The organism is Neobacillus sp. C211, assembly GCF_051842875.1.
GTDB lineage: Bacteria > Bacillota > Bacilli > Bacillales > Cytobacillaceae > Neobacillus.
This window is the reverse complement of record NZ_CM122574.1, coordinates 18,781-45,173: the sequence shown is the minus strand read 5'-3', so window position 1 is coordinate 45,173 and position 26,393 is coordinate 18,781. Positions and strand designations below refer to the sequence as shown.

The 26,393-nt window shown below is 37.1% G+C and carries 28 protein-coding genes; 20 read left to right on the top strand and 8 right to left on the bottom strand.

Annotated features, from left to right (window positions below):
• Positions 1–48: 48 nt before the first annotated feature.
• Entirely contained in the window at positions 49–819 is a 771-nt protein-coding gene (locus ACSU6B_RS00260; protein ID WP_215001692.1) for a Cof-type HAD-IIB family hydrolase, read from the top strand.
• Positions 820–893: 74 nt separating this feature from the next.
• On the opposite strand, the gene def is transcribed toward ACSU6B_RS00260, so the two are convergent.
• A complete protein-coding gene (gene def / locus ACSU6B_RS00255; protein ID WP_410881841.1) occupies positions 894–1,448 on the bottom strand; it encodes a peptide deformylase in 555 nt (184 codons plus the stop codon).
• A gap of 182 nt (positions 1,449–1,630) precedes the next feature.
• On the opposite strand from def, the gene ACSU6B_RS00250 reads away from it, so the two are divergent.
• The 5 genes from ACSU6B_RS00250 to lpdA all read left to right on the top strand — a co-directional run bounded on the left by ACSU6B_RS00250 (position 1,631) and on the right by lpdA (position 7,719).
• On the top strand, positions 1,631–2,293 hold the full coding sequence (locus ACSU6B_RS00250) for a YkyA family protein (RefSeq protein WP_410881839.1): 663 nt from the start codon (positions 1,631–1,633) through the stop codon (positions 2,291–2,293).
• 499 nt (positions 2,294–2,792) lie between these two features.
• Positions 2,793–3,908, top strand: coding sequence for a pyruvate dehydrogenase (acetyl-transferring) E1 component subunit alpha (gene pdhA, locus ACSU6B_RS00245; RefSeq protein ID WP_410881837.1), 1,116 nt, complete (start codon positions 2,793–2,795; stop codon positions 3,906–3,908).
• 3 nt (positions 3,909–3,911) lie between these two features.
• Positions 3,912–4,889, top strand: coding sequence for an alpha-ketoacid dehydrogenase subunit beta (locus ACSU6B_RS00240; RefSeq protein ID WP_410881835.1), 978 nt, complete (start codon positions 3,912–3,914; stop codon positions 4,887–4,889).
• 78 nt (positions 4,890–4,967) lie between these two features.
• A complete protein-coding gene (locus ACSU6B_RS00235) occupies positions 4,968–6,299 on the top strand; it encodes a dihydrolipoamide acetyltransferase family protein (RefSeq protein WP_410881833.1) in 1,332 nt (443 codons plus the stop codon).
• Between the two features lie 4 nt (positions 6,300–6,303).
• Complete coding sequence (gene lpdA / locus ACSU6B_RS00230; RefSeq protein WP_215001704.1) at positions 6,304–7,719, top strand: dihydrolipoyl dehydrogenase; 1,416 nt, start codon at positions 6,304–6,306, stop codon at positions 7,717–7,719.
• Between the two features lie 461 nt (positions 7,720–8,180).
• Here lpdA and ACSU6B_RS00225 read toward each other — a convergent pair whose 3' ends face one another.
• Positions 8,181–8,615 (bottom strand): DUF1885 family protein, encoded by a 435-nt coding sequence (locus ACSU6B_RS00225; RefSeq protein ID WP_210427163.1) that lies wholly within the window; start codon positions 8,613–8,615, stop codon positions 8,181–8,183.
• Positions 8,616–8,780: 165 nt separating this feature from the next.
• Here ACSU6B_RS00225 and ACSU6B_RS00220 point away from each other — a divergent pair, with 165 nt between their 5' ends.
• Positions 8,781–9,080: a DUF3055 domain-containing protein gene (locus ACSU6B_RS00220; protein WP_410881831.1), complete on the top strand. Its 300-nt coding sequence runs from the start codon at positions 8,781–8,783 to the stop codon at positions 9,078–9,080.
• A gap of 162 nt (positions 9,081–9,242) precedes the next feature.
• On the top strand, positions 9,243–9,365 hold the full coding sequence (locus tag ACSU6B_RS00215; protein WP_215001710.1) for a GapA-binding peptide SR1P: 123 nt from the start codon (positions 9,243–9,245) through the stop codon (positions 9,363–9,365).
• Between the two features lie 57 nt (positions 9,366–9,422).
• On the opposite strand, the gene ACSU6B_RS00210 is transcribed toward ACSU6B_RS00215, so the two are convergent.
• Positions 9,423–10,895, bottom strand: a complete 1,473-nt coding sequence (locus ACSU6B_RS00210; protein WP_215001712.1) for an aminotransferase class I/II-fold pyridoxal phosphate-dependent enzyme — start codon at positions 10,893–10,895, stop codon at positions 9,423–9,425.
• Between the two features lie 201 nt (positions 10,896–11,096).
• Between ACSU6B_RS00210 and ACSU6B_RS00205 the strand changes: the two genes are divergently transcribed.
• A complete protein-coding gene (locus ACSU6B_RS00205) occupies positions 11,097–12,056 on the top strand; it encodes an NAD(P)H-dependent flavin oxidoreductase (RefSeq protein ID WP_410881828.1) in 960 nt (319 codons plus the stop codon).
• Between the two features lie 42 nt (positions 12,057–12,098).
• Complete coding sequence (locus tag ACSU6B_RS00200; protein WP_410881826.1) at positions 12,099–12,371, top strand: UPF0223 family protein; 273 nt, start codon at positions 12,099–12,101, stop codon at positions 12,369–12,371.
• 41 nt (positions 12,372–12,412) lie between these two features.
• Here the strand turns inward: ACSU6B_RS00200 and ACSU6B_RS00195 are convergent, their stop codons facing one another.
• Positions 12,413–13,045, bottom strand: coding sequence for a YktB family protein (locus ACSU6B_RS00195; RefSeq protein ID WP_215001718.1), 633 nt, complete (start codon positions 13,043–13,045; stop codon positions 12,413–12,415).
• A 176-nt stretch (positions 13,046–13,221) separates the two neighbouring features.
• On the opposite strand from ACSU6B_RS00195, the gene ACSU6B_RS00190 reads away from it, so the two are divergent.
• Both ACSU6B_RS00190 and ACSU6B_RS00185 read left to right on the top strand, forming a co-directional pair.
• Positions 13,222–13,416 carry a hypothetical protein gene (locus ACSU6B_RS00190; RefSeq protein WP_088086251.1) on the top strand — a complete coding sequence of 65 codons (195 nt, stop codon included), beginning with the start codon at positions 13,222–13,224 and terminating at the stop codon, positions 13,414–13,416.
• Between the two features lie 265 nt (positions 13,417–13,681).
• Positions 13,682–14,482, top strand: a complete 801-nt coding sequence (locus ACSU6B_RS00185) for an inositol monophosphatase family protein (RefSeq protein ID WP_410882247.1) — start codon at positions 13,682–13,684, stop codon at positions 14,480–14,482.
• 25 nt (positions 14,483–14,507) lie between these two features.
• Here the strand turns inward: ACSU6B_RS00185 and ACSU6B_RS00180 are convergent, their stop codons facing one another.
• A complete protein-coding gene (locus ACSU6B_RS00180) occupies positions 14,508–14,693 on the bottom strand; it encodes a YlaF family protein (protein WP_410881824.1) in 186 nt (61 codons plus the stop codon).
• A gap of 179 nt (positions 14,694–14,872) precedes the next feature.
• On the opposite strand from ACSU6B_RS00180, the gene typA reads away from it, so the two are divergent.
• Genes typA through ACSU6B_RS00165 form a run of 3 tightly spaced genes read left to right on the top strand, consistent with a single transcriptional unit; the run spans position 14,873 to position 17,345 of the window.
• A complete protein-coding gene (typA, locus tag ACSU6B_RS00175) occupies positions 14,873–16,711 on the top strand; it encodes a translational GTPase TypA (RefSeq protein ID WP_168242666.1) in 1,839 nt (612 codons plus the stop codon).
• A gap of 19 nt (positions 16,712–16,730) precedes the next feature.
• Positions 16,731–17,036, top strand: coding sequence for a YlaH-like family protein (locus tag ACSU6B_RS00170; protein ID WP_168242667.1), 306 nt, complete (start codon positions 16,731–16,733; stop codon positions 17,034–17,036).
• 15 nt (positions 17,037–17,051) lie between these two features.
• Positions 17,052–17,345, top strand: coding sequence for a hypothetical protein (locus ACSU6B_RS00165; RefSeq protein WP_410881822.1), 294 nt, complete (start codon positions 17,052–17,054; stop codon positions 17,343–17,345).
• 89 nt (positions 17,346–17,434) lie between these two features.
• On the opposite strand, the gene ACSU6B_RS00160 is transcribed toward ACSU6B_RS00165, so the two are convergent.
• Positions 17,435–17,635: a YlaI family protein gene (locus ACSU6B_RS00160; RefSeq protein ID WP_214715915.1), complete on the bottom strand. Its 201-nt coding sequence runs from the start codon at positions 17,633–17,635 to the stop codon at positions 17,435–17,437.
• A 169-nt stretch (positions 17,636–17,804) separates the two neighbouring features.
• Between ACSU6B_RS00160 and ACSU6B_RS00155 the strand changes: the two genes are divergently transcribed.
• Entirely contained in the window at positions 17,805–18,260 is a 456-nt protein-coding gene (locus tag ACSU6B_RS00155; protein WP_168242670.1) for a pyridoxamine 5'-phosphate oxidase family protein, read from the top strand.
• Between the two features lie 23 nt (positions 18,261–18,283).
• Here ACSU6B_RS00155 and ACSU6B_RS00150 read toward each other — a convergent pair whose 3' ends face one another.
• Positions 18,284–18,868 carry a YhcN/YlaJ family sporulation lipoprotein gene (locus ACSU6B_RS00150; protein ID WP_215001723.1) on the bottom strand — a complete coding sequence of 195 codons (585 nt, stop codon included), beginning with the start codon at positions 18,866–18,868 and terminating at the stop codon, positions 18,284–18,286.
• A 205-nt stretch (positions 18,869–19,073) separates the two neighbouring features.
• Here ACSU6B_RS00150 and ACSU6B_RS00145 point away from each other — a divergent pair, with 205 nt between their 5' ends.
• Complete coding sequence (locus ACSU6B_RS00145) at positions 19,074–20,402, top strand: PhoH family protein (RefSeq protein ID WP_168242672.1); 1,329 nt, start codon at positions 19,074–19,076, stop codon at positions 20,400–20,402.
• Positions 20,403–20,441: 39 nt separating this feature from the next.
• On the opposite strand, the gene ACSU6B_RS00140 is transcribed toward ACSU6B_RS00145, so the two are convergent.
• Positions 20,442–20,939, bottom strand: a complete 498-nt coding sequence (locus ACSU6B_RS00140) for a peptidyl-prolyl cis-trans isomerase (RefSeq protein ID WP_410881819.1) — start codon at positions 20,937–20,939, stop codon at positions 20,442–20,444.
• Positions 20,940–21,162: 223 nt separating this feature from the next.
• Between ACSU6B_RS00140 and ACSU6B_RS00135 the strand changes: the two genes are divergently transcribed.
• From ACSU6B_RS00135 to pyc, 3 genes are all read left to right on the top strand, one after another.
• Positions 21,163–21,444 (top strand): YlaN family protein, encoded by a 282-nt coding sequence (locus ACSU6B_RS00135; RefSeq protein WP_088090352.1) that lies wholly within the window; start codon positions 21,163–21,165, stop codon positions 21,442–21,444.
• 203 nt (positions 21,445–21,647) lie between these two features.
• Positions 21,648–22,853, top strand: coding sequence for an FtsW/RodA/SpoVE family cell cycle protein (locus ACSU6B_RS00130; protein WP_410881817.1), 1,206 nt, complete (start codon positions 21,648–21,650; stop codon positions 22,851–22,853).
• Positions 22,854–22,921: 68 nt separating this feature from the next.
• A complete protein-coding gene (pyc, locus tag ACSU6B_RS00125) occupies positions 22,922–26,365 on the top strand; it encodes a pyruvate carboxylase (protein ID WP_410881815.1) in 3,444 nt (1,147 codons plus the stop codon).
• Positions 26,366–26,393 lie beyond the last annotated feature (28 nt).

Sequence of the window (26,393 nt, the reverse complement as noted above, 5' to 3'; positions counted from 1 at the left end):
GTACATTTTCACAGTTTAATGGATTCGATAAAAAGGAGTACATATTAAATGAAGAAAATTGTATTTTTTGACATAGACGGCACATTGCTCGATCATGATAAAAACCTACCCGAAAGCACGATAAAAGCCATCAATTTACTTAAGAAGAATGATGTATTTGTCGCAATTGCCACTGGCAGAGCTCCGTTTATGTTTGAAGGCCTGCGGAATGTACTTGGAATTGACTCCTATGTGAGCTTTAACGGTCAATTTGTGGTTTTTGAGAATGAAGTTATATATGAGAACCCTTTGAATGAAAATGAGCTTAATAAATTATTTAACCATACGAAGTCAAACAATCATCCATTAGTGTTTATGAATGAAAAAACAATGAAGGCAAGTGTTAAGCATCATCCATTTGTTGAAAAAAGCATGGGAAGCCTAAATTTCCCACATCCTGAAGAGGATGATTCTTTTTATGTCAATCGAAAAATGTATCAAAGCCTCCTTTTTTGTGAAAATAAAGATGAAAGTTTATATTTCTCTGACTATCCCCAATTTGATTTTATCAGATGGCATCCATATTCTGTCGATGTTTTACCAAAGGGTGGTTCAAAAGCAGAAGGAATAAAAAAAATGATCGAACGTTTGGGGTTTGAGTTGAAGGATGTATATGCATTCGGAGATGGTTTAAATGATTTAGAAATGTTGAAGGCAGTTGGAACAGGCGTTGCCATGGGAAATGGTGTCCCTGAAGCCAGAGAACTTGCAGATCTTATTACAAGCGATGTTTCCGAAGATGGTATCTGGAATGGGCTAAAAGAATTACAGTTAATATAAATTGAGAACCGACCCTAGGCAGGGGCCGGTTCTTTATACATCTGGAGCCCAAAATCAAGGGGCCTCCAGTTTGGTTACCTTTCGATGGTTATGGCTCCTTCGATTGGTTTTAACGGGTCTTCATGATTGATATAATCATAAAACATAACACCATTTAAATGATCGATTTCGTGTTGAAAGCAGATAGAAGGAAGTCCCTTTAAACGTAGTTTCACTTCTTCACCGTTAAGGTTTGTTCCCTTTACAGTAATCCTAGCATATCTTGGGACGTATCCTGGAATGGCTCTATCTACTGAAAGGCAGCCTTCACCAGCTTGTAAATACGACTTTTCAACAGAATGGCTGATAATTTTGGGATTAAATAATGCGTAACTATAAAGAGTGCCTGTGTCATCTGTAAGATGCACAGCTATCATCCGTTTTAGAACATTTATTTGCGGAGCAGCCAATCCAATTCCAGGGCGTAAACCAAATTGTACCGACTTTTCAGGATTTTGACTATTAATTACATATTCTAATAAGTTAAATAATATTTGTTTATCCTCTTCTGATGGCGGCATGGATACTTCTGCAGCCACTTTTCTAAGGGAAGGATGACCATCTCGAATGATATCTTCCATCGTAATCATGATTCCACTCACTCCTGTGCTTAAACTAAAATTATTAATAATAAATAGTCTATCAGACAATTGATAAAAAGTTAATATTTGATTCAGGTAACTGATTTGCAACCTTTTTTATGGGATATTGTATTGTCAAACAAACCAGGTGTCGATATAGTAGGAATTGGAATAGGCAGGAGGTTTATAATGTGTCATTAAAAGAAAAGTATTGTTTTATTTTATGTTTATCCGTTTTGATTGTTATTTTTGCTGGGTGTACGAAAGAAAAGTCTCCAGTCGAAAAAATGTATGATGTGTTAGAAAAAGTCGTTTCAGCCGAAAAAGAATTTGAGGAACAACAGAATCCCCTTGTTACACTTGAAAAAAAAGAAAAAGAAATTTATGACCAGATTATCAAACTTGGTATGAAAGAATATGCTCAAATCGTAAAACTTTCAGATGAAGCAATATTATTAGCCGATGAAAGAAAAGCGCTGATGGAGAAAGAAACCAACAGCATTAAAGAATCCCAGAAAGAATTTCTAAAGGCCAGGGATATTAAGGATAAATTAGAAGATCACGATTTAACGAAAGTAGCTAATGAACTATATGAGATAATGATGGAAAGATATAAAGCGCATGAAGCGTTATACCTAGAGTATAATGAAGCACTGAAAAATGATAAAGAATTGTATGAAATGTTTAAAAATAAAAATCTTCCACTTGAAGACCTTGAAGCACAGGTAAATAAGTTAAATGAAACGTATAAAAGAGTCTATAATGCCAATGAAAAATTTAATATGTTAACAGAACAATACAATGATAAAAAGTTGTCATTTTATAAACAAGCAGGGCTTAAATCAAGCAAATAAATATTATCTCATCAAAATAATCGGCTGAATAGGCCGATTTTTTGTATATTATAACAAATAAATTAAATGAGGTATTATATATAACAGATGTCAAAAAAAAGTAATACAGACGAAAAAATGTTTATAATATTAGCAATATGAACGTGGTGAAAAATATTAAAATATAGTATTTGACGTGCAAAAACTAATGATGTAAACTTAAAAAGTGTTAATAAATTGTATCAATGATGTTACATAAAATAGTGGTACAGAATAAGATGATGGTAAGGTGAAAGATATTTTGTTTTAACTTTTCGTTTATGTGAAAAACTATTTGAAAGTATTTTTCATGTACTATGCTTACCAAAATCGAGTGTAATATCAAGAGTTTATCCAAATGATAAAGAAAAATGGATGACATTGTCCATCTGTCTTTTATTCTTAAGTTTTTGGGTATTCTAACTTAGTGGATAATAATTAAAAAAATTAAGTTTTGAATTGAAAGGAAGAGGTGACCTAAATGGTTTCTAAAACTCAGAACGCCAAGCTTGATGCGAAGAAAACACTAGAAGTTGTAGAGGAACAATTTCAAACACTTCAAATTCTTAATGAAGTTGGTGAAGTCGTAAACGAAGCTGCGATGCCAGACCTTACAGATGAACAGCTTCAGGAATTAATGCGTCGTATGGTTTATACACGAATTCTTGACCAGCGCTCTATCTCTTTAAATCGCCAAGGAAGATTAGGATTCTACGCTCCAACTGCAGGACAAGAGGCATCTCAATTAGCTTCACAGTTTGCGTTAGAAAAAGAAGATTTTATCCTACCGGGATATCGTGATGTTCCACAAATTATCTGGCATGGATTACCTTTATACCAAGCCTTTTTATGGTCCAGAGGTCATTTTGAAGGTGGACAAATTCCTGAGGGCGTTAATATAGCTATCCCGCAAATCATTATCGGTGCACAGTATGTTCAGACAGCTGGTGTAGCACTAGGAATGAAAAAGCGTGGAGTAAAAGCAGTTGCAATTACGTATACAGGTGACGGTGGTACATCTCAAGGGGATTTCTATGAAGGAATGAATTTTGCAGGCGCATATAAAGCTCCAGCTATCTTTATTGCTCAAAATAACCGTTTCGCAATCTCAACTCCTGTTGACAAGCAAACGGCTGCCAAAACTCTGGCTCAAAAAGCAGTTGCAGCAGGTATTCCTGGTATTCAAGTTGACGGTATGGATCCTTTAGCGGTATATGCTGCAACTCGTGATGCACGTGAGCGTGCAATTAATGGTGAAGGCCCAACATTCATTGAAACATTAACTTACAGATATGGTCCTCATACCATGGCTGGTGATGATCCAACTCGTTATCGTACAGCAGACCTTGACAATGAATGGGAAAAGAAAGATCCATTAGTACGTTTCCGTAAATTTCTTGAAAATAAAGGGTTATGGACGGAAGAAAAAGAAAATGAAGTAATCGAACAAGCGAAAGAAGACATTAAAGAAGCAATTAAAAAAGCTGATGCAGCGCCTAAACAAAAGGTAACTGATTTAATGTCATTTATGTATGAAGAAATGCCGCAAAACTTAAAAGAGCAATATGAAATATATAAAGAAAAGGAGTCGAAGTAAGCTATGGCTCAAATGACAATGATTCAAGCAATTACAGATGCATTGCGTGTGGAATTAAGCAATGATCCGAATGTATTAGTATTCGGTGAAGACGTGGGTGTAAACGGTGGTGTTTTTCGTGCAACCGAAGGGTTGCAAACTGAATTTGGCGAAGATCGTGTTTTTGACACGCCACTTGCTGAATCAGGAATCGGCGGATTAGCGGTCGGTCTTAGTTTACAAGGTTTTCGCCCTGTTCCAGAAATTCAATTCTTCGGTTTCGTTTATGAAGTAATGGATTCAATTTCTGGTCAGGCAGCTCGTCTTCGTTATCGTACCGGAGGCAAATTTAATGCTCCAGTAACATTTCGTTCGCCATTTGGAGGCGGCGTACATACACCTGATATGCACGCAGACAGTTTAGAAGGACTTATGGCGCAACAGCCTGGCTTAAAGGTTGTTATTCCATCAACTCCATATGATGCTAAAGGACTTCTCATTTCATCAATCCGTGATAATGACCCAGTTATTTTCCTTGAGCATATGAAGTTATACCGTTCGTTCCGTCAAGAAGTTCCAGAAGGTGAATATACAATTCCACTAGGAAAAGCCGAAGTAAAACGTGAAGGAACTGATATTACTATCGTTACTTATGGAGCAATGGTTCACGAGTCATTAAAAGCAGCAGAGGAACTAGAGAAAGAAGGTCATTCTGCAGAAGTTATTGACTTAAGAACAGTAAGTCCAATTGATATTGAAACGATTATTGCTTCCGTTGAAAAAACAGGTCGTGCGATCGTTGTTCAAGAAGCTCAAAAACAAGCAGGAATTGCTGCAAACGTTGTTGCTGAAATTAACGACCGCGCAATCCTAAGCTTAGAAGCACCTGTATTGCGTGTGGCCGCACCTGATACCATTTTTGCATTCCCGCAAGCGGAAGCTGCATGGCTGCCGAATTATAAGGATGTAATTGAAACAGCTAAAAAAGTTTTAACATTTTAATTAAATACGTAATTGGCCGTTCTAATTACTATAATTTCGATGCTCAAAAATACATGTAATTTAGGAGGATGAATCCTAGTGTCATTTCAATTTAAAATGCCTGACATCGGTGAAGGTATTCATGAAGGCGAAATTGTTAAATGGTTTGTAAAGCCAGGCGACAAAGTTCAAGAAGATGATGTACTTTGCGAGATTCAAAATGATAAAGCAGTGGTAGAAATTCCGTCCCCAGTTGAAGGGTCAGTTCTTGAAGTACTAGTAGGAGAAGGAACTGTCGCTACAGTTGGACAGGTTTTAGTCACTTTTGATGCCCCAGGGTATGAAAACCTACAATTTAAAGGCGATGAACATGCTGATGAACCGAAACAAGAAGAAAAAGCAGCAGTATCAACTCCTGCACCTGAGGTTAAACAAGATGCAGCACCACAACCAGCAGCAGTAGCAGTGGCACCACAAGCAGCTGTTGATCCAAATCGTCGGATTATTGCTATGCCATCTGTTCGTAAATATGCCCGTGAAAAAGGCATTAGTATCAATTTAATAGCTGGAACAGGAAATAATGGACGGATACTGAAGGGTGATATTGATCTCTTTGTAAGCGGTGGAGCAGCACCTTCGCCACAAGCTGCGACAAATGTAGCTGTAGAGGTTGAAACAGCTAAAGTGGAGGCACCGCAAACAACAGCCTTAGCTATTCCACAAGGTGAATATCCAGAAACTCGCGAGAAAATGAGTGGGATCAGGAAGGCAATTGCCAAAGCAATGGTTAACTCCAAACACACTGCTCCTCACGTTACATTAATGGATGAAATCGATGTAACTAAACTTGTTACACACCGGAAGAAATTCAAAGAAGTGGCAGCTGCTAAAGGCATTAAGCTTACCTTCTTACCATACATCGTTAAAGCATTAACAAGTGCATTACGTGAATTCCCAGCTTTAAATACTTCACTTGATGATGCTACTAGTGAAATCATTCATAAACATTATTATAATATCGGAATTGCAGCAGACACTGAAAAAGGATTGCTAGTTCCAGTAGTAAAAGATGCAGACCGTAAGTCAGTATTCTCAATTTCAAATGAAATTAATGAATTAGCTGTAAAAGCCCGTGACGGCAAACTTGCACCTAACGAAATGAAGGGCGCATCTTGTACAATTTCAAACATCGGTTCAGCTGGCGGGCAATGGTTTACACCAGTTATTAACCATCCTGAAGTAGCAATTTTGGGCGTTGGCCGGATTGCAGAAAAACCAATCGTTAGAAACGGTGAAATTGTTGCTGCACCGGTTTTAGCACTTTCATTAAGTTTTGACCACCGCATGATTGACGGTGCAACAGCACAAAATGCATTAAATCATATTAAACGTTTATTGAACGATCCAGAACTATTGTTAATGGAGGCGTAATAAAATGGTCGTAGGAGATTTCCCAATTGAAACAGATACTATAGTCATCGGAGCAGGCCCAGGGGGATATGTTGCAGCTATTCGTGCAGCGCAGTTGGGACAAAAAGTGACAATTGTTGAAAAAGAATATGTTGGCGGCGTTTGTTTAAATGTAGGATGTATCCCTTCTAAAGCATTAATTTCAGCAGGTCACCGCTATGAAACAGCGATGCATTCTGAAACCTTCGGGATTACTGCTGAAAATGTAAAAGTGGATTTCACAAAAGTTCAAGAGTTTAAATCAGGAATTGTAAATAAATTAACTGGCGGCGTTGAAGGATTATTAAAAGGAAACAAAGTAAACATTGCCCGTGGTGAAGCATATTTTGTCGATGGCAATACGCTGCGTGTAATGGATGAAAATTCAGCGCAAACTTATACCTTTAAAAATGCCATTATTGCTACTGGATCCCGTCCGATTGAGTTACCCGCCTTTAAATATTCAAAACGTGTTTTGAATTCTACTGGGGCACTTAACTTAAATGAAATCCCTGAAAAAATCGTCGTTATCGGCGGAGGCGTAATCGGGATTGAGCTTGGCGGTGCATACGCAAACTTTGGCAGTCAGGTTACCATTTTAGAAGGTGCAGAAGAAATATTAGGTCTTGGTGTTTTTGATAAGCAAATGGCTGCTCTCGTAAAACGAAGCATGAAGAAAAAAGGTGCAGAGTTCTTTACAAAGGCGTTTGCCAAGGGCGTTGAAGAAACTGAAAATGGTGTGGTAGTAACGTTCGAAACAAAAGGCGAAGAAAAGAAAATCGAAGCAGATTATGTTTTTGTAATGGTAGGACGACGTCCTAACACTGATGAAATGGGCTTAGAACAAGTTGGTGTTAAATTAACTGAACGCGGTCTAATTGAAATTGACAAGCAATGCCGCACAAATCTTAGCAATATTTATGCTATAGGTGATGTTGTTGCTGGCCCTCAATTGGCACATAAAGCTTCATATGAAGCTAAAATTGCCGCAGAGGCAATTGCTGGTCACACCTCTGAAATTGATTACTTAGGTATTCCTGCTGTGGTCTTCTCTGATCCTGAATTAGCTTCAGTTGGATATACAGAAGCCCAAGCAAAAGAAGAAGGAATTGTTGTAAATGCGGCTAAATTCCCATTTGCAGCTAATGGTCGTGCATTATCACTCGACAGTGGTGATGGATTCATGAAATTAATTACTCGTAAAGAGGATGGACTTGTCATCGGAGCGCAGATTGCCGGCACAAATGCATCAGATATGATTGCAGAATTGGGACTTGCGATTGAAGCTGGAATGTCTGCTGAAGATCTTGCCATGACTATTCATGCTCATCCTACACTTGGAGAAATCACAATGGAAGCGGCGGAAGTTGCCTTAGGAAGCCCAATCCATATTATGAAATAATTCATAAATATATAGTCCTTTTCGTTAACTAACGGAAAGGACTTTTACTATTTTTACCGAATTGTATTTATACAAAGATAAAAGCAAAAAAATCCTTGTCAACTTAAAAATAAAATATATCTCTCGCTTTTAGAACATATACTTAAGAACGAGCATTCTAAAAAGAAGTGAATGTATTAAGAGTGGTGATAAATATGAGGGTCTATATTGTTGTGATACTGCAATTTATCATTTGGAGCGGATATACATTTATTGAATGGTTATCAAAGCATGACCAGCTAATTTATAAAGTCATTATGTTTTTTGTGTTCTTTTATTTAGCATTTTTAATAGGAAACCAGGTCACAAAATCAGTGCGTAAAACGCTTTTTATCACTACTTTAAGCCTTGTTATATATACTTCGATTCACTATACAATGGAATTGTTTATTCACTAAAAAAAGCCCCAAAAGGAGCTTTTTTTATTTACGGGGATAATAATACATGATTCTCTCATTAAAAAGGTGGAGTTCCCCTTGCAGCTTTTTCGCAAGGTATTTACAAAATTCATTCGCTTTACCCTTATCTCCATAGGTAGATTGTTCGGGTAAAGTAACTTGTATGTATGTTTGTTCTAGTTCTTGTCCTTCTTCATTTCGAATAGTTTCCTGGTCTACACCTAATAAAATGGCATAGTAGCGGTCATCGTTAGAGTGTAAATAGAACCATTTTCCGTCCGCTTCTGATGTTTCTTTAATTACATAGGGAAAAGCTGATTCTCCATATTGCCAACCTATTTGATTACCAGTTTTTGTAGTGTTATTTTTATACTCATGAAATAATTCTTTAACTTCTTCAATTGTTACTGTTTGTTTAGCAGATGAAGGCACTAGCTTAATATATGCATTAACAGCCATCATCATTCCCCCCTAATAGTCCATTATATATGCCTCTCTATTCTAGCATTTAATAAAATCTTATGACAACTATAGCTTTAAATAAAAGTAGAAGTTTTCTTGTTTCTTTAGGAAAAATGAATTATAATAATATTCTAAACATTCTTAGAAAAAGGGAGGAGCCTTATGGAATTATTTGATAAGCTCTATGATGAACATGAAAATGCGAAGGTAAGGTTTATTGGATTTGCAACCGAACATACCCGTTATGATTTCGGCATAATTTTCACCAACATGTTTTTCGGCAAACCTCTAGTTGTCTGCATGCAGACTGGCCGTTCCACTCTCCTCGACCCAAAAGACATCGAAGATATTGATTACCTTCAAACCGTATTCCGTATCCCTGATCAACAGCAAGCAGCAGATTTAGCAGAGTTTTTCAGCGAAACACTACCAACCATCCCGTTTGAGACTCAGTACGAATAATTTATCAAGAGAAGGCCCAATAGGGTCTTTTTTATTATTATTTTTTTAAATGTGACATACAATTTAGGCTTGATATTTCTAATGTGATATATTATTATTGCATTAATGATATATAAATACTTCGTTTTGTGATTATTCAATAATGAAAAGGGGGTTGAACAAATGGGTACTTTAGTTTGTCAAACTTGTAACTCTACTATTGATCATTTTGAAGATGAAAAAGTAACGGTGCTTTATTCTAAATGCAAATGTTGCGAGGATCATCATACAGAGGAAGATTTATAATAACTAAACATAAATTAAAACAGGATTCCGATATCGGAATCCTGTATTTTTGTTGTTTTATTTTATTGCCTTGTATTCTTTAATGACAAGAATTGACTTAATTTCATCATCTTCTGGACCTTGTACAGGTAAACCTGCCTCAAGGTTTTTTCGAATGTAATGGAGGTTTTCCTTAGTAATAATCTCACCAGGAATAAAAATTGGGATACCGGGTGGGTATACCATAATAAATTCTGCAATAATTCTTCCTTCAGATTCTTCAAAAGGAATAACTTCTGTTTCAGAATAAAACGCATCCCTTGGTGTTAAGGCCAGGACAGGAATTTCAGGAAGAAGAACTTCAACAGGTTCAATTCTTTCGGTGCGATGTTTACACTCATCTGCCAAATCTTTTAAGGCATTAATTAACAAGTCGGCTTCCACTTCTGTGTCTCCAAGCGTGATGATACAAAGAATGTTATAAAGATCAGAAAGTTCCACTTCAATATTGTGTTTTTCTCTTAACCATTTTTCAACATCGTATCCAGTTAATCCTAGTTCTTTAACTGAAATGATAAGCTTGGTTGGATCATAATCAAAGGTAGCTTCTGACCCTAGAATTTCCTCACCGATACAATGCAGATTTTCAATCTCATTAATTCTTTTCCGCATGGATTGCGCTAAATTGATGGTTTTATCGATCAAATCCCTTCCTTTCGTAGCCAATTGCTTCCGAGCGACATCAAGTGATGCCAGTAATAAATACGAAGTGGAGGTAGTAGTAAGCATGCTTAGAATTGACTGAACATGTTTTGCGGAAACAAGTCCTTCTTTCACATTTAGAATCGAGCTTTGAGTCATCGATCCACCTAGTTTGTGGACGCTAGTAGCCGCCATATCTGCACCGGCTTGCATAGCTGAAAGTGGAAGGTCATCATGGAAATGAATATGAACACCATGGGCTTCGTCAACAAGAACAGGAATATGATAGGAATGAGAAATTTCAACAATCTTTTTTAAATCTCCGGAGATGCCAAAATATGTTGGGTTGATTACTAAAACAGCTTTGGCGTCAGGATGTTGCTCTAGAGCCCTTCCTACTGCATCAGGTGTTATTCCGTGAGAAATTCCTAATTCCTTATCAATCTCAGGCTGGATAAATACAGGGATGGCACCAGAAAAGACAATAGCAGACATAATTGACTTATGAACATTTCTTGGAACGATAATCTTATCATCTGGACCACATACAGCCATAATCATGGCAATGATTGCTCCGCTTGTCCCTTGTACTGAAAAAAATGTTCGATCAGCTCCGAAGGCTTCGGCTGCTAAATCCTGAGCCTGCTTAATGATTCCTTTTGGCTGATGAAGGTCATCTAGTGGACCAATATTAATTAGGTCAATAGACAGGGCGTTATCACCGATAAAGTTTCGAAACTCAGGGTCAATCCCAGCTCCTTTTTTATGACCAGGAATATGAAATTGAATTGGGTTCTTTTTCGCATGTGCTAATAAACCGCTAAATAGCGGTGTTTGATTTTGAGACAATTTATAACCACACCTCTTTATAAAAAATACTCTAATTATGTCATCCAAAAACATAAAAACAAAGGAATTATAGCACTAATACCGTTCATTGCAAAGAAATAAATGTTTTTACTGAGTCGGTTTACGATAGTTTCCCATTTAAAAAGGAAAATTACCCTAAAGAGACGAAATAACAAATAGAAGTTTTTAGGAGGGGTTAAAATGGAATGGAAAACACGTGTTACTGAATTATTAAATATACGATTTCCTATTGTTCAAGGGGGTCTAGCTTATTTAGCCTATTCTGAATTGGCCGCAGCGGTATCAAATGCCGGAGGTCTTGGTCAAATCACAGCTATGTCTTTAGGTGAACCTGAACAGCTAAGAGCCGAAATACGAAAGGTGAAGCAGAGGACGAAAAATCCTTTTGGGGTTAATTTTGCGATTGGACAGCATGGGAGGCCATTTGCTGATCTTCTCCAAGTGGCTATTGATGAAAAGGTCCCGGTTGTTTCAATGACAGGAGGGAATCCTGCCCCCATATTTGAACAATTAAAAGGTACGCAGATTAAAACACTTGTCCTTGTAGCGGCAAGAAGACAGGCTGTCAAAGCAGAAGAACTCGGTGCAGATGCAGTTATGGTCGTCGGTCAAGAAGGGGGAGGCCACCTAGGACGAGATGATGTCGGCACGCTTGTTTTAGTTCCTCAAGTCGTAGATGCCGTTTCTATACCTGTTATTGCATCAGGGGGAATAGGTGATGGCAGAGGGCTCATGGCAGCCCTTAGCTTAGGTGCTGAAGGGATTGAAATGGGTACGAGATTTATTGCGACTAAGGAATGTGTTCATGCAAACGAGATATATAAGAAGACTTTAGTGGAAGGAAATGAATCTGGAACGGTTGTCATCAAGAGAACTCTAGGAACTCCCGCCAGGGCACTTGCTAACAGCTGGACAGAAAAAATTCTTGAGTTAGAAAAAAACAATGAAGGTTATGATCAGTTAAAAGATTTCATTAGTGGAATGGCTAACCAACGCTACATTTATGATGGTGTCCCTGATGAAGGCTTTGCATGGGCAGGACAAGTGATGGGATTAATTAAAGATGTCCCTTCGGTTCATGAGTTATTCAATCGAATGATGAAAGATGCTGAACAAATTCGTGCAAAGTGGGGAAATTAAATGTATGATTCATTTTAGTTAAAATAGTTAGTAGGTGAAAGAATGGAATACCAATATCCCATTGATTATCATTGGAGCACAGATGAAATTGTTGATGTAATTGCATTTTTTGAAACCATTGAGAAGGCGTATGAAAACGGAATTGAACGTGATGCTGTAATGAAGGCGTATCGTCGATTTAAAGAAATTGTCCCAAGCAAGGCGGAAGAAAAAACTATTTGTGGTGAATTTGAAGAAATGAGTGGTTATTCGTCCTATCGGACCATAAAAAAAGCAAAAGAGTCTTCATCTGGGGATAAAATTAAAATGAAATAAAAAGAAGCTCCCGAACTATTTGGTCTGGGAGCTTCTTCTTATTATTTTTTATTAAGAGAGATTTTATAAAGTGTGGCTACTTTATTAAAAACGTCCTCAATTTGTTGTATTAGCCCATCTGAACCTAATTGGATGACTTGTTCCCTGTTGATTGTATAGCCGCATAACAATTCTGCTTTCTTTACGTTTTGCAGCCGATCAAACAGCGAATGAAGATCATCCTTTGTTAGTTGACGGTGTTCAATTGCTTCTGGTTTTGTATGATCAAGAGACCAAACAAAATCTTTTGGTGTATCTTTGAAAATTTTAGTGATTTTTTTTGAAAACCTTTCAGCAATCTTATCTTTTTGGGGTGCTTCATAAATTACGGCAAACCATATAAATAAATGGGTATTCCACAAGCCAATTTGAAAATGCGGAAGCATTTTATAACCTCGAGGGCTGTTTGAAAATGCGACCCAAGTATCCTTTGGTGGATTAATAGTGCGCCTTGCATGTTTGGCGACATGAACAAACATTTCATCATCTGTTAATACAGATATTGTAGGGGCAAAGTATTCTCCCAAATCTTCTAATTTTGGACGAATTGTTTCTTTAAGAGCTGCCATTCTAGCCTCTAAACCATCTATTAAAAAAACATCAAAATCCTCATTTGTAAATCCCTTAAAGCTCATAAACTAAACCTCCACAAAACAATTGTACTTAATTGTAGCATACCACTTACCAGACGAGTAGTGAGATGCTTTCTAGGTTAAAGCACATATTTGTTGCAACATATCTCCCTGACTCATATTATACAGTAAAAAAATAATCTGAAAAAATAGTTAAATTTAGGAAGGGGAGGAGAAACGTGAAACAACTTATGAATACCTCACTTAAAAAAGCAGGCGAAAAGGAAAGAACTGCAGTTTTGCGATTGGAAATGGATTATGAATTAGCTACATTATTCGAAGCGATTGAGGAAAAGAACGAGAAAAAAATGAAGGATTGCAAACAAAAATTAGAAAAAATCCGCCAAGAATTATTACGATTAAAAGCCCTTTGATAAATAAGACGGTTTTTTTTTATCCAAGGAGAAATAAATAAGAATGAATCGAAATAGAATATATCCTGAACTTATCTAAAACGAACTCCAGCAAAAAAGAGGGGGGTTCGTTTATTATTGCCCTTTACTATAATTGGAACTTATAATACGCCAAAAAGTTGCTGTGTTACATCAATTTGATTAAGCTAAAGGTACATCATCTAATTTGTCCGGCATCATACTACATACATGAAAACTAATGAAGAAATAAGATATTTGGAGGAGAATTATGAACTGGGATCAAATTTATGCTCATGCAAAGGAATGGGTAAATGAGGCAGGGGTTAAAATCAGGTTATCTTTTAATGAAACATTAAATATTGAAACAAAAACGAATGCTAATGATCTTGTAACAAATATCGATAAAGAAATTGAGCAATTTTTTATTAGTAAAATTAGAGAAGTGTATCCAGATCATAAAATAATGGGCGAAGAGGGATTTGGTGATTCACTTGATAATCTTGAGGGAATTGTTTGGATGATTGATCCAATCGATGGGACGATGAATTTCGTCCATCAACAAAGAAATTTTGCTATTTCCCTTGGCGTGTATGAAAATGGTGTTGGAAAGATCGGACTCATATATGATGTCGTACATGACGAATTGTATCATGCTAAAAGAGGAAAGGGGGCCTATTTAAATGAAAAGCCTCTAAATGTACTAAAGGAAACAACCGTTAAGGAATCCATCATCGCACTCAATGCCACATGGGTGATGGAAAATCATCGTATCGATCACAATTTAATGATTCCTCTTGTTAAAGCAGCGAGAGGAACAAGGTCTTATGGTTCTGCTGCGCTCGAAATGGTTTTTGTTGCAACAGGAAGAGTGGATGCCTATATTTCCATGCGTTTATCACCATGGGATATTGCTGCTGGGGCAGTAATAATCGAAGAACTAGGTGGTATAGTGACAAATTTATGGGGAGATAAGCTGAATTTCCTTTCGCAGGATTCATTATTAACAGCTAAACCTGGCCTCCACCAATCAATCTTAAAGGATTACTTAAAAGAGGGAAAATGGTAAAAAAGAAGCCAATCGAGGCTTCTTTTTATAACTCACCGTTCTCGCGCATTTTTCTTTTTGTTTTAAAGCCCATTCCCATTATTACAATAATTGCAACGAAACAACCGATTGCTCCTATTAAGCTTTTTTCGCTTATTGCGATTCCAATCCCCATTATACTTGTGGCTGCAAGGATGGCATACACAAGTAAAGGCCACTTCACATTTTTCATTATTTTATCCCCCTTTATCATTGAAATACAGCTAGTTAAAGGCCCACTGTTTTAAGTATATTTTTATTCTACAATAAAATGGTTAGGGGTTTCCACTTTATTTGTGGTATAATGTTTTAGTTATAAATGAGAAACTATAAATAGTTTTATTTTTAAAATATAGGTAGGAGTGGAATTGTTTGAAATTAAGAGATGATATACGTAATATTGCAATTATTGCCCACGTTGACCACGGTAAAACAACTTTGGTTGACCAATTGTTAAAACAGTCAGGTACATTTCGTACTAATGAACATGTAGAAGAACGTGCAATGGATTCAAATGATTTAGAAAGAGAACGCGGAATTACCATTTTGGCGAAAAACACAGCTATTCAATACAAAGATAAACGAATTAATATATTGGATACTCCGGGACACGCTGATTTTGGCGGAGAAGTTGAACGGATTATGAAAATGGTTGATGGTGTATTGTTAGTAGTTGATGCCTATGAAGGCTGTATGCCACAAACTCGTTTTGTTCTTAAAAAGGCATTAGAGCAGAAGTTAACTCCTATTGTTGTTGTCAATAAAATTGACCGTGACTTTGCACGACCTGCAGAGGTAATTGATGAAGTGATCGATTTGTTTATCGAACTTGAAGCAACTGAGGATCAACTTGAATTCCCAGTTATCTACGCTTCAGCGATTAATGGTACAGCAAGTACAAACCCTGAAAAGCAAGATGAAAATATGCAATCCTTATATGATGCGATTGTTGAATATATCCCTGCCCCTGTTGATAATCATGAAGAGCCGTTGCAATTCCAAGTTGCCCTTCTTGATTATAATGATTATGTTGGCAGAATTGGAATCGGTCGTGTTTTCCGCGGTACGATGAACGTGGGTCAACAAGTAGCACTGATGAAGTTAGACGGTTCAGTTAAGCAATTCCGGGTCACAAAGATTTTCGGTTTCTTTGGATTAAAACGCCAAGAAATAGAAGAAGCCAAAGCCGGCGACTTAATTGCTGTTTCAGGAATGGAAGATATAAATGTGGGTGAGACAGTTTGTCCTGTTGAACATCAGGAAGCCCTGCCAATTTTAAGAATCGATGAGCCAACATTACAAATGACTTTCGTCGTAAACAACAGCCCATTTGCCGGTAGAGAAGGCAAATATTTAACTTCAAGGAAGATTGAAGAAAGACTTCGTTCTCAATTGCAAACTGACGTAAGTTTACGTGTTGATAACACGGATTCACCTGATGCTTGGATCGTTTCTGGCCGTGGTGAGCTCCATTTATCAATTCTTATTGAAAACATGCGCCGTGAAGGTTATGAACTTCAAGTTTCAAAGCCGGAAGTTATTGTCAAAGTTATTGACGGTGTACGCTGTGAGCCAGTTGAAAGAGTTCAAATAGATGTCCCAGAAGAACATACTGGTTCAGTAATGGAATCCATTGGTGCCCGTAAAGGCGAAATGATTGACATGATTAACAATGGTTCAGGTCAAGTACGCTTAATCTTTAATGTACCTGCACGTGGATTAATTGGTTACACAACCGAGTTCTTAACAATGACTCGCGGTTATGGAATTATTAATCATACCTTTGACAGCTATCAGCCAATGTTACCAGGTCAAGTCGGCGGAAGACACCAGGGTGTTCTAGTGTCAATGGAATCAGGAAAAGCTTCGACTTATGGTATCATGCAAGTTGAAGACCGCGGAACCATTTTCGTTGAGCCAGGTACGGAAATTTACGAGGGTATGATCGTTGGCGAAAACACTCGTGAAAATGATATCACCGTAAATATTACAAAAATGAAACAAGCGACAAATGTTCGTTCAGCTAACAAAGATCAAACATCTGTAATTAAAAAACCGCGTATTATGACATTAGAAGAGTCATTAGAATATTTAAATGATGACGAATATTGTGAGGTTACTCCAGAATCGATTCGTCTTCGTAAAAAAATTCTTGATAAAAACGAACGTGAAAGAGCAGCTAAAAAGAAAAAATATGCTGAACAGAGTTAAGTAAAAGGAGTGCAAGAAGATGGAAGGATTCTCTCCTAGTCTTAGATTTTTCATTGAACTAACAGATGTAAAAACTGCTGTGTGGTTACAGTATTTATATATTGTAATTTTAGCGGCAATTGTATATAAGTTAGGCTTTGCAAAAAAACTGCCTCTTTTGAAAAATATCGTGATCTATATTTGCCTTTTAATTGGATGCTTTGTAATGCTTATTTTTTCTTATGCCTTACCAATTGCAGAAGGACTTGCAGGTGCGGCGGTGTTATTGATCATCTATAAAATACGCTTACATCAAACGAAAAAGGATCAGGCTGAAGCGAAATAACGGGGGTTTAATTAAATGAAATCCGTACAGGATACACTATATAATTGGCTTACTATTAAGGTTGTATGCGACGCAAGGCCTGATGACACTGCAGCACGAGATACACTAAACCTTTTTGAAGATATGATAGCTGAACTTCACCTCTCAAACATTGAGGTAACAAAAGATGATGTCATGTATTATGTTTCCTATCAACAAGGAGAAGAAACTAAAAAAACTCGTTATCCTCAGGAATTAATTGAGGTTATGCTAAACCAAATCAATCAAGAGCCAGAAAAGTACGAGAATTACCCAATCGAAGAAGAATAAAAAAACCATCATGTTCATTCCACTTTGGAATGAGCATGATGGTTTTTTCTTGTCAGCTCCAGCGCCTAGGGACGCTACCGCTTTTCGTTTTACCAATCATCTTCTTCAGATTTCGCACGATATAATCGGAAATTGCCTGTTTCAAATCTGGCATTTGTTTTTTCAGTTATTCTTGTCTTACATTGTTTACACATATATGTATGGATGGGACGATTACGTAGACGCTTGGCCTCAAACGATTCATCTTCAATCGCTTCAATTTTATCGCAAATTACGCATTTAACTCTCATTAAGACACCTCTTTAACTATTTCTAATAACCGACTGTTTCCTCTAGTATATCATGGCAGAAAGTTTGAATGTAATCAATTGGTTTAATTTGATGAAAGCATGGGATAGTAGTAATATGAGAATATCTGTTTTTTAACAGGGTGAAGGAATAAGTAAAGGGGATGTTTTAATGGCAAACCAAGTGGAACCAAAGCTAATCAAGCCTTTATATGATGAACTGCAAAAGGAACGGTTCGTGACAGTGGCAACCGTAGATCATGAATCAGGGGGCCCAAATATTAGTTCTATTTCTTGGGTATTAGCAAAAGATGAAAGTACCATTTATTTTGCGGTGGATAATCGTTCCAGAATTCTTGAGAATTTAATTAATAACAATCAAGTCGTTATTAATATAATTGCTAATGAATCTACATACGCAATTCATGGGACAGCCCAAATAATAGAAGAGAGACTTAAAGACGTACCATTAAAGCTGGCTTTGATACAAGTAGCCATAACAGCAGTAAGGGATGTTATGTTTTATGGATCTAAAATAGTCTCTGAAGTTCAATATGATAAAACATATGATAAAAACGCTGCCCAGAAGTTAGACAATCAAGTTATGGAGGCAATGAGAAAAGCTTAGGAATCCCTAAGCTTTTCTCATTTTTATTTATAGTGATTAGATTGGTCTTCTTGTTCCTTTTCTAGTTTCTTTTTATCCTTTTCAGGAAGCTTTTTATCAGGTTTTTCGGTAGCATTTTTAGGGCTTGGAGTAATTAAGTCTCCTGGTATCTCAGGCATTAATCGACCGGCTACATCTGCTAGCTCCTCCATAATACCCTGTATTGGTCTGCCCTTATTAATATCTGTTTGTATTTCTTTTAAACGCTGTGTTGTATCAGCGTCAGCAACAACAACTGCTTTTGCTCCGTACGGATCCTTTTTTAAGCTTTCGGCTACAGAATATTTTATGGATCCAACTTGGGAACGATCAATTTTCGCATTTACATCAATTCCGACAATCGCGTATCTTCCTAATACCACTGCAGTTGCATCGTTAACATTTGGGATACTTGTCGCCAGCCTAACTAAACGTTTGGAGATTTCCTGCCCCGTTTTTCGGTCAACACTTTCAATGTAGCTGTTTTTTACCTTAACATATGATGCGTTCTCATTGTTTGTTAGTTCCTTTTTTGTACTGCAGCCGGCTAGAATCAGACATAACGCAGTAATAATCAAGGTTTTCTTCATTGTATTATCCACCTCCGCATTACTTATAAATAATTGAAATTAAGCCTCTTCCTCCGAATTATTGAATGGTCTCACTAACATTTATTGTGCGGAACTCCTTCTATCTTTATTCCAATAAACATATATTTTACCAAAGTCCAATCTAGCAAAAGGGTTGTTCCGCAATTTAACAAACCTAACAACAAGGAAAGCAGGAGGCGTTGCTTTGAGTAAGATATACGTGTTAGATACAAATGTTTTGTTACAAGACCCGTATTCCCTCTTCTCCTTTGAAGATAATGAAGTTGTTATTCCTGCAGTGGTTCTTGAAGAAGTGGACTCAAAGAAAAGATATATGGATGAAGTTGGGAGAAACGCAAGACATGTTTCGAGATTAATTGATGGCCTAAGGGCCTCAGGAAAACTCCACGAGAAAATACCGCTTGAAAACGGTGGAACCATCAGAATTGAATTGAATCATCGTACCTTTCATGAGCTTCAGGATATATTTGTTGAAAAAACAAATGATAATCGTATTCTAGCTGTGGCAAAAAATTTATTTTTAGAAGAACAAACAAAGGAAAATGGAAAGGCAGTCATTCTTGTTAGTAAGGATGCCCTAGTTAGGGTAAAAGCAGATGCCATAGGTTTAGATGCTGAAGATTTTTTAAATGACCGTGTTGTAGAAATCGATCATATTTACACAGGTTTTTTTGAAGTATTTCTGCCAATAGAATTACTAGGTCGTTTTTATGAAAAAGGGGAGTTAAATCTTTCTGAGATCGCCAATCACCCATTTTATCCAAACCAATTTCTAGTAATGAAAGATGCTCTTGGTAGTTCTGCTTCAGCGATAGGAATGGTAGATAAAACGAGTAAGAAGGTAAAAAAATTAGCATTAAACCAAGAGCATGTTTGGGGGATCCATTCAAGAAATGTACAACAAACCATGGCAATTGAATTATTACTTCGTAAGGATATTCATCTTGTTACATTAACGGGGAAGGCAGGCACAGGGAAAACGCTTCTTGCATTAGCCTCAGGATTAATGCAAACGGAAGATTTCAGGGAATATAAAAAACTATTAGTGGCTAGACCAATTGTACCTGTGGGAAAAGACTTAGGATTTTTACCGGGAGAAAAACAAGAGAAATTAAGACCATGGATGCAGCCAATCTTTGATAATCTAGAATATCTTTTCAATACTAAAAAGCCTGGTGAACTTGATGCGATTTTAGCAGGTATGGGTTCGATTGAGGTAGAGGCATTAACGTATATTCGAGGCAGAAGTTTGCCAAAGCAGTTTATTATTATTGATGAAGCACAAAACTTAACGAAGCATGAAGTAAAGACTATCCTTACCCGTGTCGGAGAAGGCAGTAAAATTGTTTTAATGGGTGACCCAGAACAGATAGATCATCCATATCTTGATGCCTATAACAACGGTTTAACGTATGTTGTAGAAAAGTTCAAGGATCAAGTCATTTCCGGACATGTTAAATTAATGAAAGGGGAAAGGTCAGGTTTGGCACTTTTGGCAGCAGATTTGCTGTAAATAATCATAAAAGTAAAACGGGCGCCCAAGGCACCCGTCTTATTTTATGATAAAACCCTTTATATTTTTAATTGGACTTTGTTGATTTGAACCATCACCTAAATAAACATGAACGGGACCATCTAACGTAAGTGGTTTACCTTTATCGGAGAAACCCAATATAAAATCATAGGCTGTTTCAAGAGGGTACTCATATTCCCCCTCTGTGCTATGAATTACAAAAGTGTTAGCATCACGAGCAGGCTCCGAATTTAATAAAAAAGGCTTCAATGGAATACCAAAGGTACCAGTTAACACCTTTTCCTTCTCGAATTTCTTTTCAGATTTTAATGTAGGAGGATAAATGGCACCCTCCATAATTTCACGGTCCCAATGCTTAGAAACAGCTTTAGTATATTCATCTAATGAATTGGTACTCTCTAATTTTGTTGAAAAAAAGGTCGTTAAATCAACTCGACGGTCGTCGAAAATCCACACACCTGGATCAAGCGTGATCGAATATTTCACTTTTCCAGATATGATAATGATATTTTCCATTTTTCATTCCCCCTAAACCCTTGCATAATTAGTATAACTTTTTTTGGGCAAAATGTCATAATAGTAAAAGCAGGTTCCTTAAGAGGATAAAATCTGTCTGAATAGCTGCCGTTTTAAACAAACTCCTTTGTGCAATCCACTTCATAGTTCTTGCAATTTTCCTTTGTAAACGGTAAAATTTATAGATAAGTTGAATTATCGCTCTGAAATGGGGGGATCAATGTTGGCGTCTGAAATGATTGTGAATCACCAGGAAAAAGCATATGCCTTACTACAGGCTGACGCTGAAAAAATATTAAAGCTAATCAAAGTGCAAATGGACAATCTCACGATGCCTCAATGCCCTCTTTATGAAGAGGTATTGGATACACAAATGTTTGGTTTATCAAGAGAAATAGATTTTGCTGTTCGGTTAGGCTTAATAGATAGTAAAGACGGTAAGGCAATTCTAGATACATTAGAAAGAGAATTATCAGCGCTTCACGATTCATCGTTAAGGAAATAGTAGCAAAGAACTCAAACAATCCATGTTAATTGTTTGGGTTTTTTATTATTTCAAGAAAACAAAAACGGGCTCAATCAATTTCCTTATTTCAGAATATTCTTTATTAAATTGTTGTAACAAATTAACTTTTCCTCAAGTAAAAATGTTTATTTTCTATTATAATAGAGGGATATAAATCAATATTGAAAATGAGGACTTTTTAAATGCTGAAAAAAATATTGAAATCATATGATTTTTCATTAATTATTGCCACCATCCTTTTGTGTTTATTTGGACTTGTTATGATCTATAGCTCAAGTATGGCTTCCGCAGTTCAAAGGTATGGTTATCCACCAGATTATTTTTACCAAAAACAAAAAGTATGGCTGATGATTTTTACTGTGATCTTCCTTATCACAGCAATTATTCCATATAAGATCATGATGTTCAAAAAAGTTCTGGTATTGATTGTGCTATCATCTATTTTATCTCTATTAGGATTATTTGTATTTGGGGTAGAAAAAAATAATGCGCAAAGCTGGTACTCCATTGGCACTTTCTTATTTCAACCATCGGAGTTTGTCAAGCTTGCTGCCATTATTTATTTAGCAGCCGTTTATGCGAAAAAGCAAGCCTATATCAATCAATTTAACAAAGGTGTTCTCCCGCCTTTAGTATATCTTTTTTTCATATGTGCACTTATCATTTTTCAACCTGACTTCGGTACAGCAGCTATTATCATAGCCATAGCTTGTATGATGGTTTTATGCTCTGGTATGAATTTTAAAAGTATCGGTAAATTACTTATTATGGCGCTTATCGTCCTTCTGCCGCTTATTTTAGTTTCCTGGGGGAAGTTTTTTTCTGACGAACAACTAAGTCGTTTTGCTGTATTAGATAATCCATTTAATGATAAATATGTAAATAATGAAGGTTTTCACTTGGCAAACTCCTATATCGCCATCGGTTCTGGTGGAGTAAATGGGTTGGGTCTTGGGAAAAGTATTCAAAAGCTTGGTTATCTGCCGGAATCACATACGGATTTCATTATGGCTGTAATTGCGGAAGAATTAGGGATTTGGGGTGTAGGATTCGTTATCATTCTCCTTTTTTATATTGTATTAAGGGGAATCTATATTGGCTTACAATGTAAGGACCCTTTTGGTAGTCTGCTTGCTATTGGTATTTCGAGCATGATTGGGATTCAGTCCTTTATCAATCTAGCTGGAGTTTCTGGACTAATTCCACTGACTGGTGTACCGCTGCCATTTATTAGTTACGGAGGATCATCACTCCTGATGCTTGCGGGAGCGACAGGAATACTTGTAAATGTTTCTATGTTCACTAAATATGAAAAAAAATATAAAAATAAACAGGATCAAGTTACTAATAGTAATCAATCAAAAGATGGCAAGGTTTTCTATATTTAATCAAAACGCGAAGGACAATATTTGCTTCTTCGCGTTTTTAAAAATACATAGAATATGAGGTGCTTTAAATGACAAGACAGATAAATAAAGTGTTGGTTGCCAATAGGGGAGAAATAGCGATAAGGGTTTTTCGCGCGTGTACTGAACTGAATATTCGAACAGTTGCAATTTATTCGAAAGAGGATTCTGGGGCCTATCATCGTTATAAGGCGGATGAGGCTTATTTGGTTGGGGAAGGAAAAAAACCAATTGATGCCTATTTAGACATTGATGGCATCATTGCTATAGCCAAAAAAAGCGGAGCAAATGCCATACATCCAGGTTATGGGTTTATGTCAGAAAATATTCATTTTGCCAAGCGCTGTGAAGAAGAAGGGATTATTTTTATCGGTCCGTCCATTACACAACTTGATATGTTTGGAGATAAGGTAAAAGCAAGGCATCAAGCAGAGCTAGCTGGAATACCAGTGATTCCTGGTAGTCCTGGTCCCGTAACAGAGGTAAGTGATGTTGAAGATTTTGTGGAAGTACACAAGTTACCCATAATCATAAAGGCCTCTCTTGGCGGAGGCGGGCGCGGGATGAGAATTGTTAAACGCATAGAGGAAATCCGTGAATCATTTGAACGAGCAAAGTCGGAAGCGAAAGCCGCTTTTGGGAATGATGAAGTTTATCTTGAAAAATTAATTGAAAGTCCTAAACATATCGAAGTGCAAATCATTGGTGATCGGCATGGGAATATTGTTCATCTTTTTGACCGCGATTGTTCTGTTCAAAGACGCCATCAAAAGGTAGTGGAGGTTGCTCCAAGTGTGTCTATTTCTGATGAGTTGCGAGAAAGGATTTGTGCGGCAGCCGTAAAATTGATGAAAAATGTTGATTACCTAAATGCAGGTACAGTAGAGTTTCTGGTTTCAGGAAATGACTTTTATTTTATAGAAGTAAATCCACGTGTACAAGTGGAACATACTGTAACAGAAATGATAACAGGAGTCGACATTGTGCAGACGCAAATTTTGGTATCAGAAGGGCACGAATTACATGGTCCAATTATCGGTATACCACAGCAAGAAAAAATTCAAATGAATGGATTTGCTATACAGTCAAGGGTAACAACAGAAGACCCGCTTAATAATTTTATGCCTGATACCGGTAAAATTATGGCCTATCGCTCAGGGGGCGGCTTTGGGGTGCGTCTTGATGCTGGAAATGGCTTTCAAGGGGCTGTAATTACACCGTATTATGACTCTTTATTAGTAAAGCTTTCTACATGGGCGTTAACCTTTGAGCAAGCTGCATCAAAAATGGTTCGAAATTTACAGGAATTCAGGATTAGAGGGATCAAAACAAATATCCCGTTCTTAGAGAATGTTGTGAAGCATGAGAAATTTAGGAATGGCGAATATGATACTTCATTCATTGATACAACACCGGAACTGTTCATTTTCCCATTCCGAAAGGACCGCGGAACTAAAATGCTGTCGTACATCGGCACGGTCACTGTTAACGGGTTTCCAGGTATTGAAAAGAAGAAAAGACCAGTATTTCCGAAGCCAAGAATTCCTAATTTACCCTATGATTTACCGTATCAAGAGGGGACGAAGCAAATTCTTGACAAGTATGGTGCCAATGGACTTGTGGAATGGGTCAAGAATCAAAAGCAGGTCTTATTAACGGATACAACATTTAGAGATGCTCATCAGTCGCTATTAGCAACCCGTATGCGGACGACTGATATTCTTCATATAGCTGAGCCCTCTGCAAAACTTTTACCTGATTTATTCTCTTTTGAAATGTGGGGCGGAGCAACTTTTGATGTTGCCTACAGGTTCTTAAAAGAAGATCCTTGGGACAGATTGGTAACTCTACGCAGGAAAATTCCAAATGTACTGTTCCAAATGTTAATACGTGGGGCCAATGCGGTGGGATATAAAAATTATCCTGATAATTTGATTCGTGAATTTGTTGACCAATCTTCTTCAGCTGGAATTGATGTTTTTCGAATTTTCGACAGCTTAAACTGGGTAAAAGGTATGGAAGTTGCAATTGATGCAGTGCGTCAAAGCGGTAAAATTGCCGAGGCTTCAATATGTTATACAGGGGACATTTTAGATGAGACAAGGACGAAATATAATCTTCACTATTATAAAAGCTTGGCCAAAGAGCTGGAACAACAAGGTGCCCACATCCTGGGAATTAAGGATATGGCAGGCTTATTGAAGCCTGAAGCAGCGTACAGGCTGGTTTCTGAGTTAAAGGAAACCGTCGATATTCCTATCCATCTCCATACGCATGACACAAGTGGAAATGGTCTCTATACCTATGCTCGTGCAATTGATGGTGGAGTGGATATTGTTGATACAGCATTGGGTACAATGGCAGCCTTAACTTCTCAGCCTAGTGCTAATTCGTTATTTTATGCACTTGAAGGGAATCCTCGGAAACCAAAAGTAAATATCCAAGCACTAGAAAAATTGTCTTATTATTGGGAGGATGTCCGTAAATATTATCAGGATTTTGAAAGCGGAATGATTTCCCCCCACACTGAGGTATATCAACATGAAATGCCGGGTGGGCAATATAGCAATCTCCAACAACAGGCAAGAGCAGTAAGCCTTGGTGAGCGTTGGGATGAAGTTAAAGAAATGTATTCACGAGTTAATAATATGTTCGGTGATATTGTAAAAGTGACGCCTTCATCAAAGGTCGTAGGTGATATGGCTCTATTTATGGTTCAAAATGATTTAAGTGAGGAAGATGTGCTTTTAAAGGGACATATGTTAGATTTCCCTGATTCTGTCGTTGAATTATTTGAAGGATTTCTTGGCAAGCCCTATGGAGGTTTTCCAGCGGAACTTCAAAAAATTATATTAAAAGGTAAAAAACCACTAGAAGTTCGTCCAGGCGAATTGCTTGAACCGGTTGATTTTGAAAAATTGAAGGAAAAATTGTATAAAGAACTTGGCAGACAGGTTACGGCTTTTGAGATCATTTCGTATGCTTTATATCCAAAGGTATTTATGGAGTACATTAAAACGGATGAACAGTATGGAAATATATCAGTACTAGACACACCTACGTTCCTTTATGGAATGCGATTGGGTGAAGAAATAGAAGTAGAAATAGAAACGGGAAAAACATTAATTGTTAAACTTGTATCTATGGGTCATCCTCAAGCCGATGGCACGAGGGTCGTTTATTTTGAGTTAAATGGTCAACCGCGTGAAGTCTTCATTAAAGATGAGAATATAAAATCTACGGTGGTATCTAAGCTGAAGGCAGACCCAAAAAACGAAAATCACCTTGCTGCCTCGATGCCAGGAACTGTGGTCAAAGTTGTCGTTGAAAAAGGTGAAAAGGTTGAACGTGGCGATCATTTAATGATTACCGAAGCGATGAAAATGGAAACTACGGTTCAAGCACCTTTTTCAGGCGTTGTAAAGGATATCTATGTCAGCAGTGGTGAGGCAATATTAACTGGTGACCTTTTAATTGAATTAACAAAAGCGTAATAAAAAAAGCTGCCAGGGAGTGGGTATC

Coding starts and splice junctions, on each gene's coding strand:
- ACSU6B_RS00260 (WP_215001692.1), top strand. CDS start 49: ATGAAGAAAATTGTATTTTTTGACATAGACGGCACATTGCTCGATCAT.
- def (WP_410881841.1), bottom strand. CDS start 1,448: ATGATTACGATGGAAGATATCATTCGAGATGGTCATCCTTCCCTTAGA.
- pdhA (WP_410881837.1), top strand. CDS start 2,793: ATGGTTTCTAAAACTCAGAACGCCAAGCTTGATGCGAAGAAAACACTA.
- ACSU6B_RS00240 (WP_410881835.1), top strand. CDS start 3,912: ATGGCTCAAATGACAATGATTCAAGCAATTACAGATGCATTGCGTGTG.
- lpdA (WP_215001704.1), top strand. CDS start 6,304: ATGGTCGTAGGAGATTTCCCAATTGAAACAGATACTATAGTCATCGGA.
- ACSU6B_RS00225 (WP_210427163.1), bottom strand. CDS start 8,615: ATGGCTGTTAATGCATATATTAAGCTAGTGCCTTCATCTGCTAAACAA.
- ACSU6B_RS00220 (WP_410881831.1), top strand. CDS start 8,781: ATGGAATTATTTGATAAGCTCTATGATGAACATGAAAATGCGAAGGTA.
- ACSU6B_RS00215 (WP_215001710.1), top strand. CDS start 9,243: ATGGGTACTTTAGTTTGTCAAACTTGTAACTCTACTATTGATCATTTT.
- ACSU6B_RS00205 (WP_410881828.1), top strand. CDS start 11,097: ATGGAATGGAAAACACGTGTTACTGAATTATTAAATATACGATTTCCT.
- ACSU6B_RS00200 (WP_410881826.1), top strand. CDS start 12,099: ATGGAATACCAATATCCCATTGATTATCATTGGAGCACAGATGAAATT.
- ACSU6B_RS00195 (WP_215001718.1), bottom strand. CDS start 13,045: ATGAGCTTTAAGGGATTTACAAATGAGGATTTTGATGTTTTTTTAATA.
- ACSU6B_RS00180 (WP_410881824.1), bottom strand. CDS start 14,693: ATGAAAAATGTGAAGTGGCCTTTACTTGTGTATGCCATCCTTGCAGCC.
- ACSU6B_RS00170 (WP_168242667.1), top strand. CDS start 16,731: ATGGAAGGATTCTCTCCTAGTCTTAGATTTTTCATTGAACTAACAGAT.
- ACSU6B_RS00165 (WP_410881822.1), top strand. CDS start 17,052: ATGAAATCCGTACAGGATACACTATATAATTGGCTTACTATTAAGGTT.
- ACSU6B_RS00160 (WP_214715915.1), bottom strand. CDS start 17,635: ATGAGAGTTAAATGCGTAATTTGCGATAAAATTGAAGCGATTGAAGAT.
- ACSU6B_RS00155 (WP_168242670.1), top strand. CDS start 17,805: ATGGCAAACCAAGTGGAACCAAAGCTAATCAAGCCTTTATATGATGAA.
- ACSU6B_RS00150 (WP_215001723.1), bottom strand. CDS start 18,868: ATGAAGAAAACCTTGATTATTACTGCGTTATGTCTGATTCTAGCCGGC.
- ACSU6B_RS00140 (WP_410881819.1), bottom strand. CDS start 20,939: ATGGAAAATATCATTATCATATCTGGAAAAGTGAAATATTCGATCACG.
- ACSU6B_RS00130 (WP_410881817.1), top strand. CDS start 21,648: ATGCTGAAAAAAATATTGAAATCATATGATTTTTCATTAATTATTGCC.
- pyc (WP_410881815.1), top strand. CDS start 22,922: ATGACAAGACAGATAAATAAAGTGTTGGTTGCCAATAGGGGAGAAATA.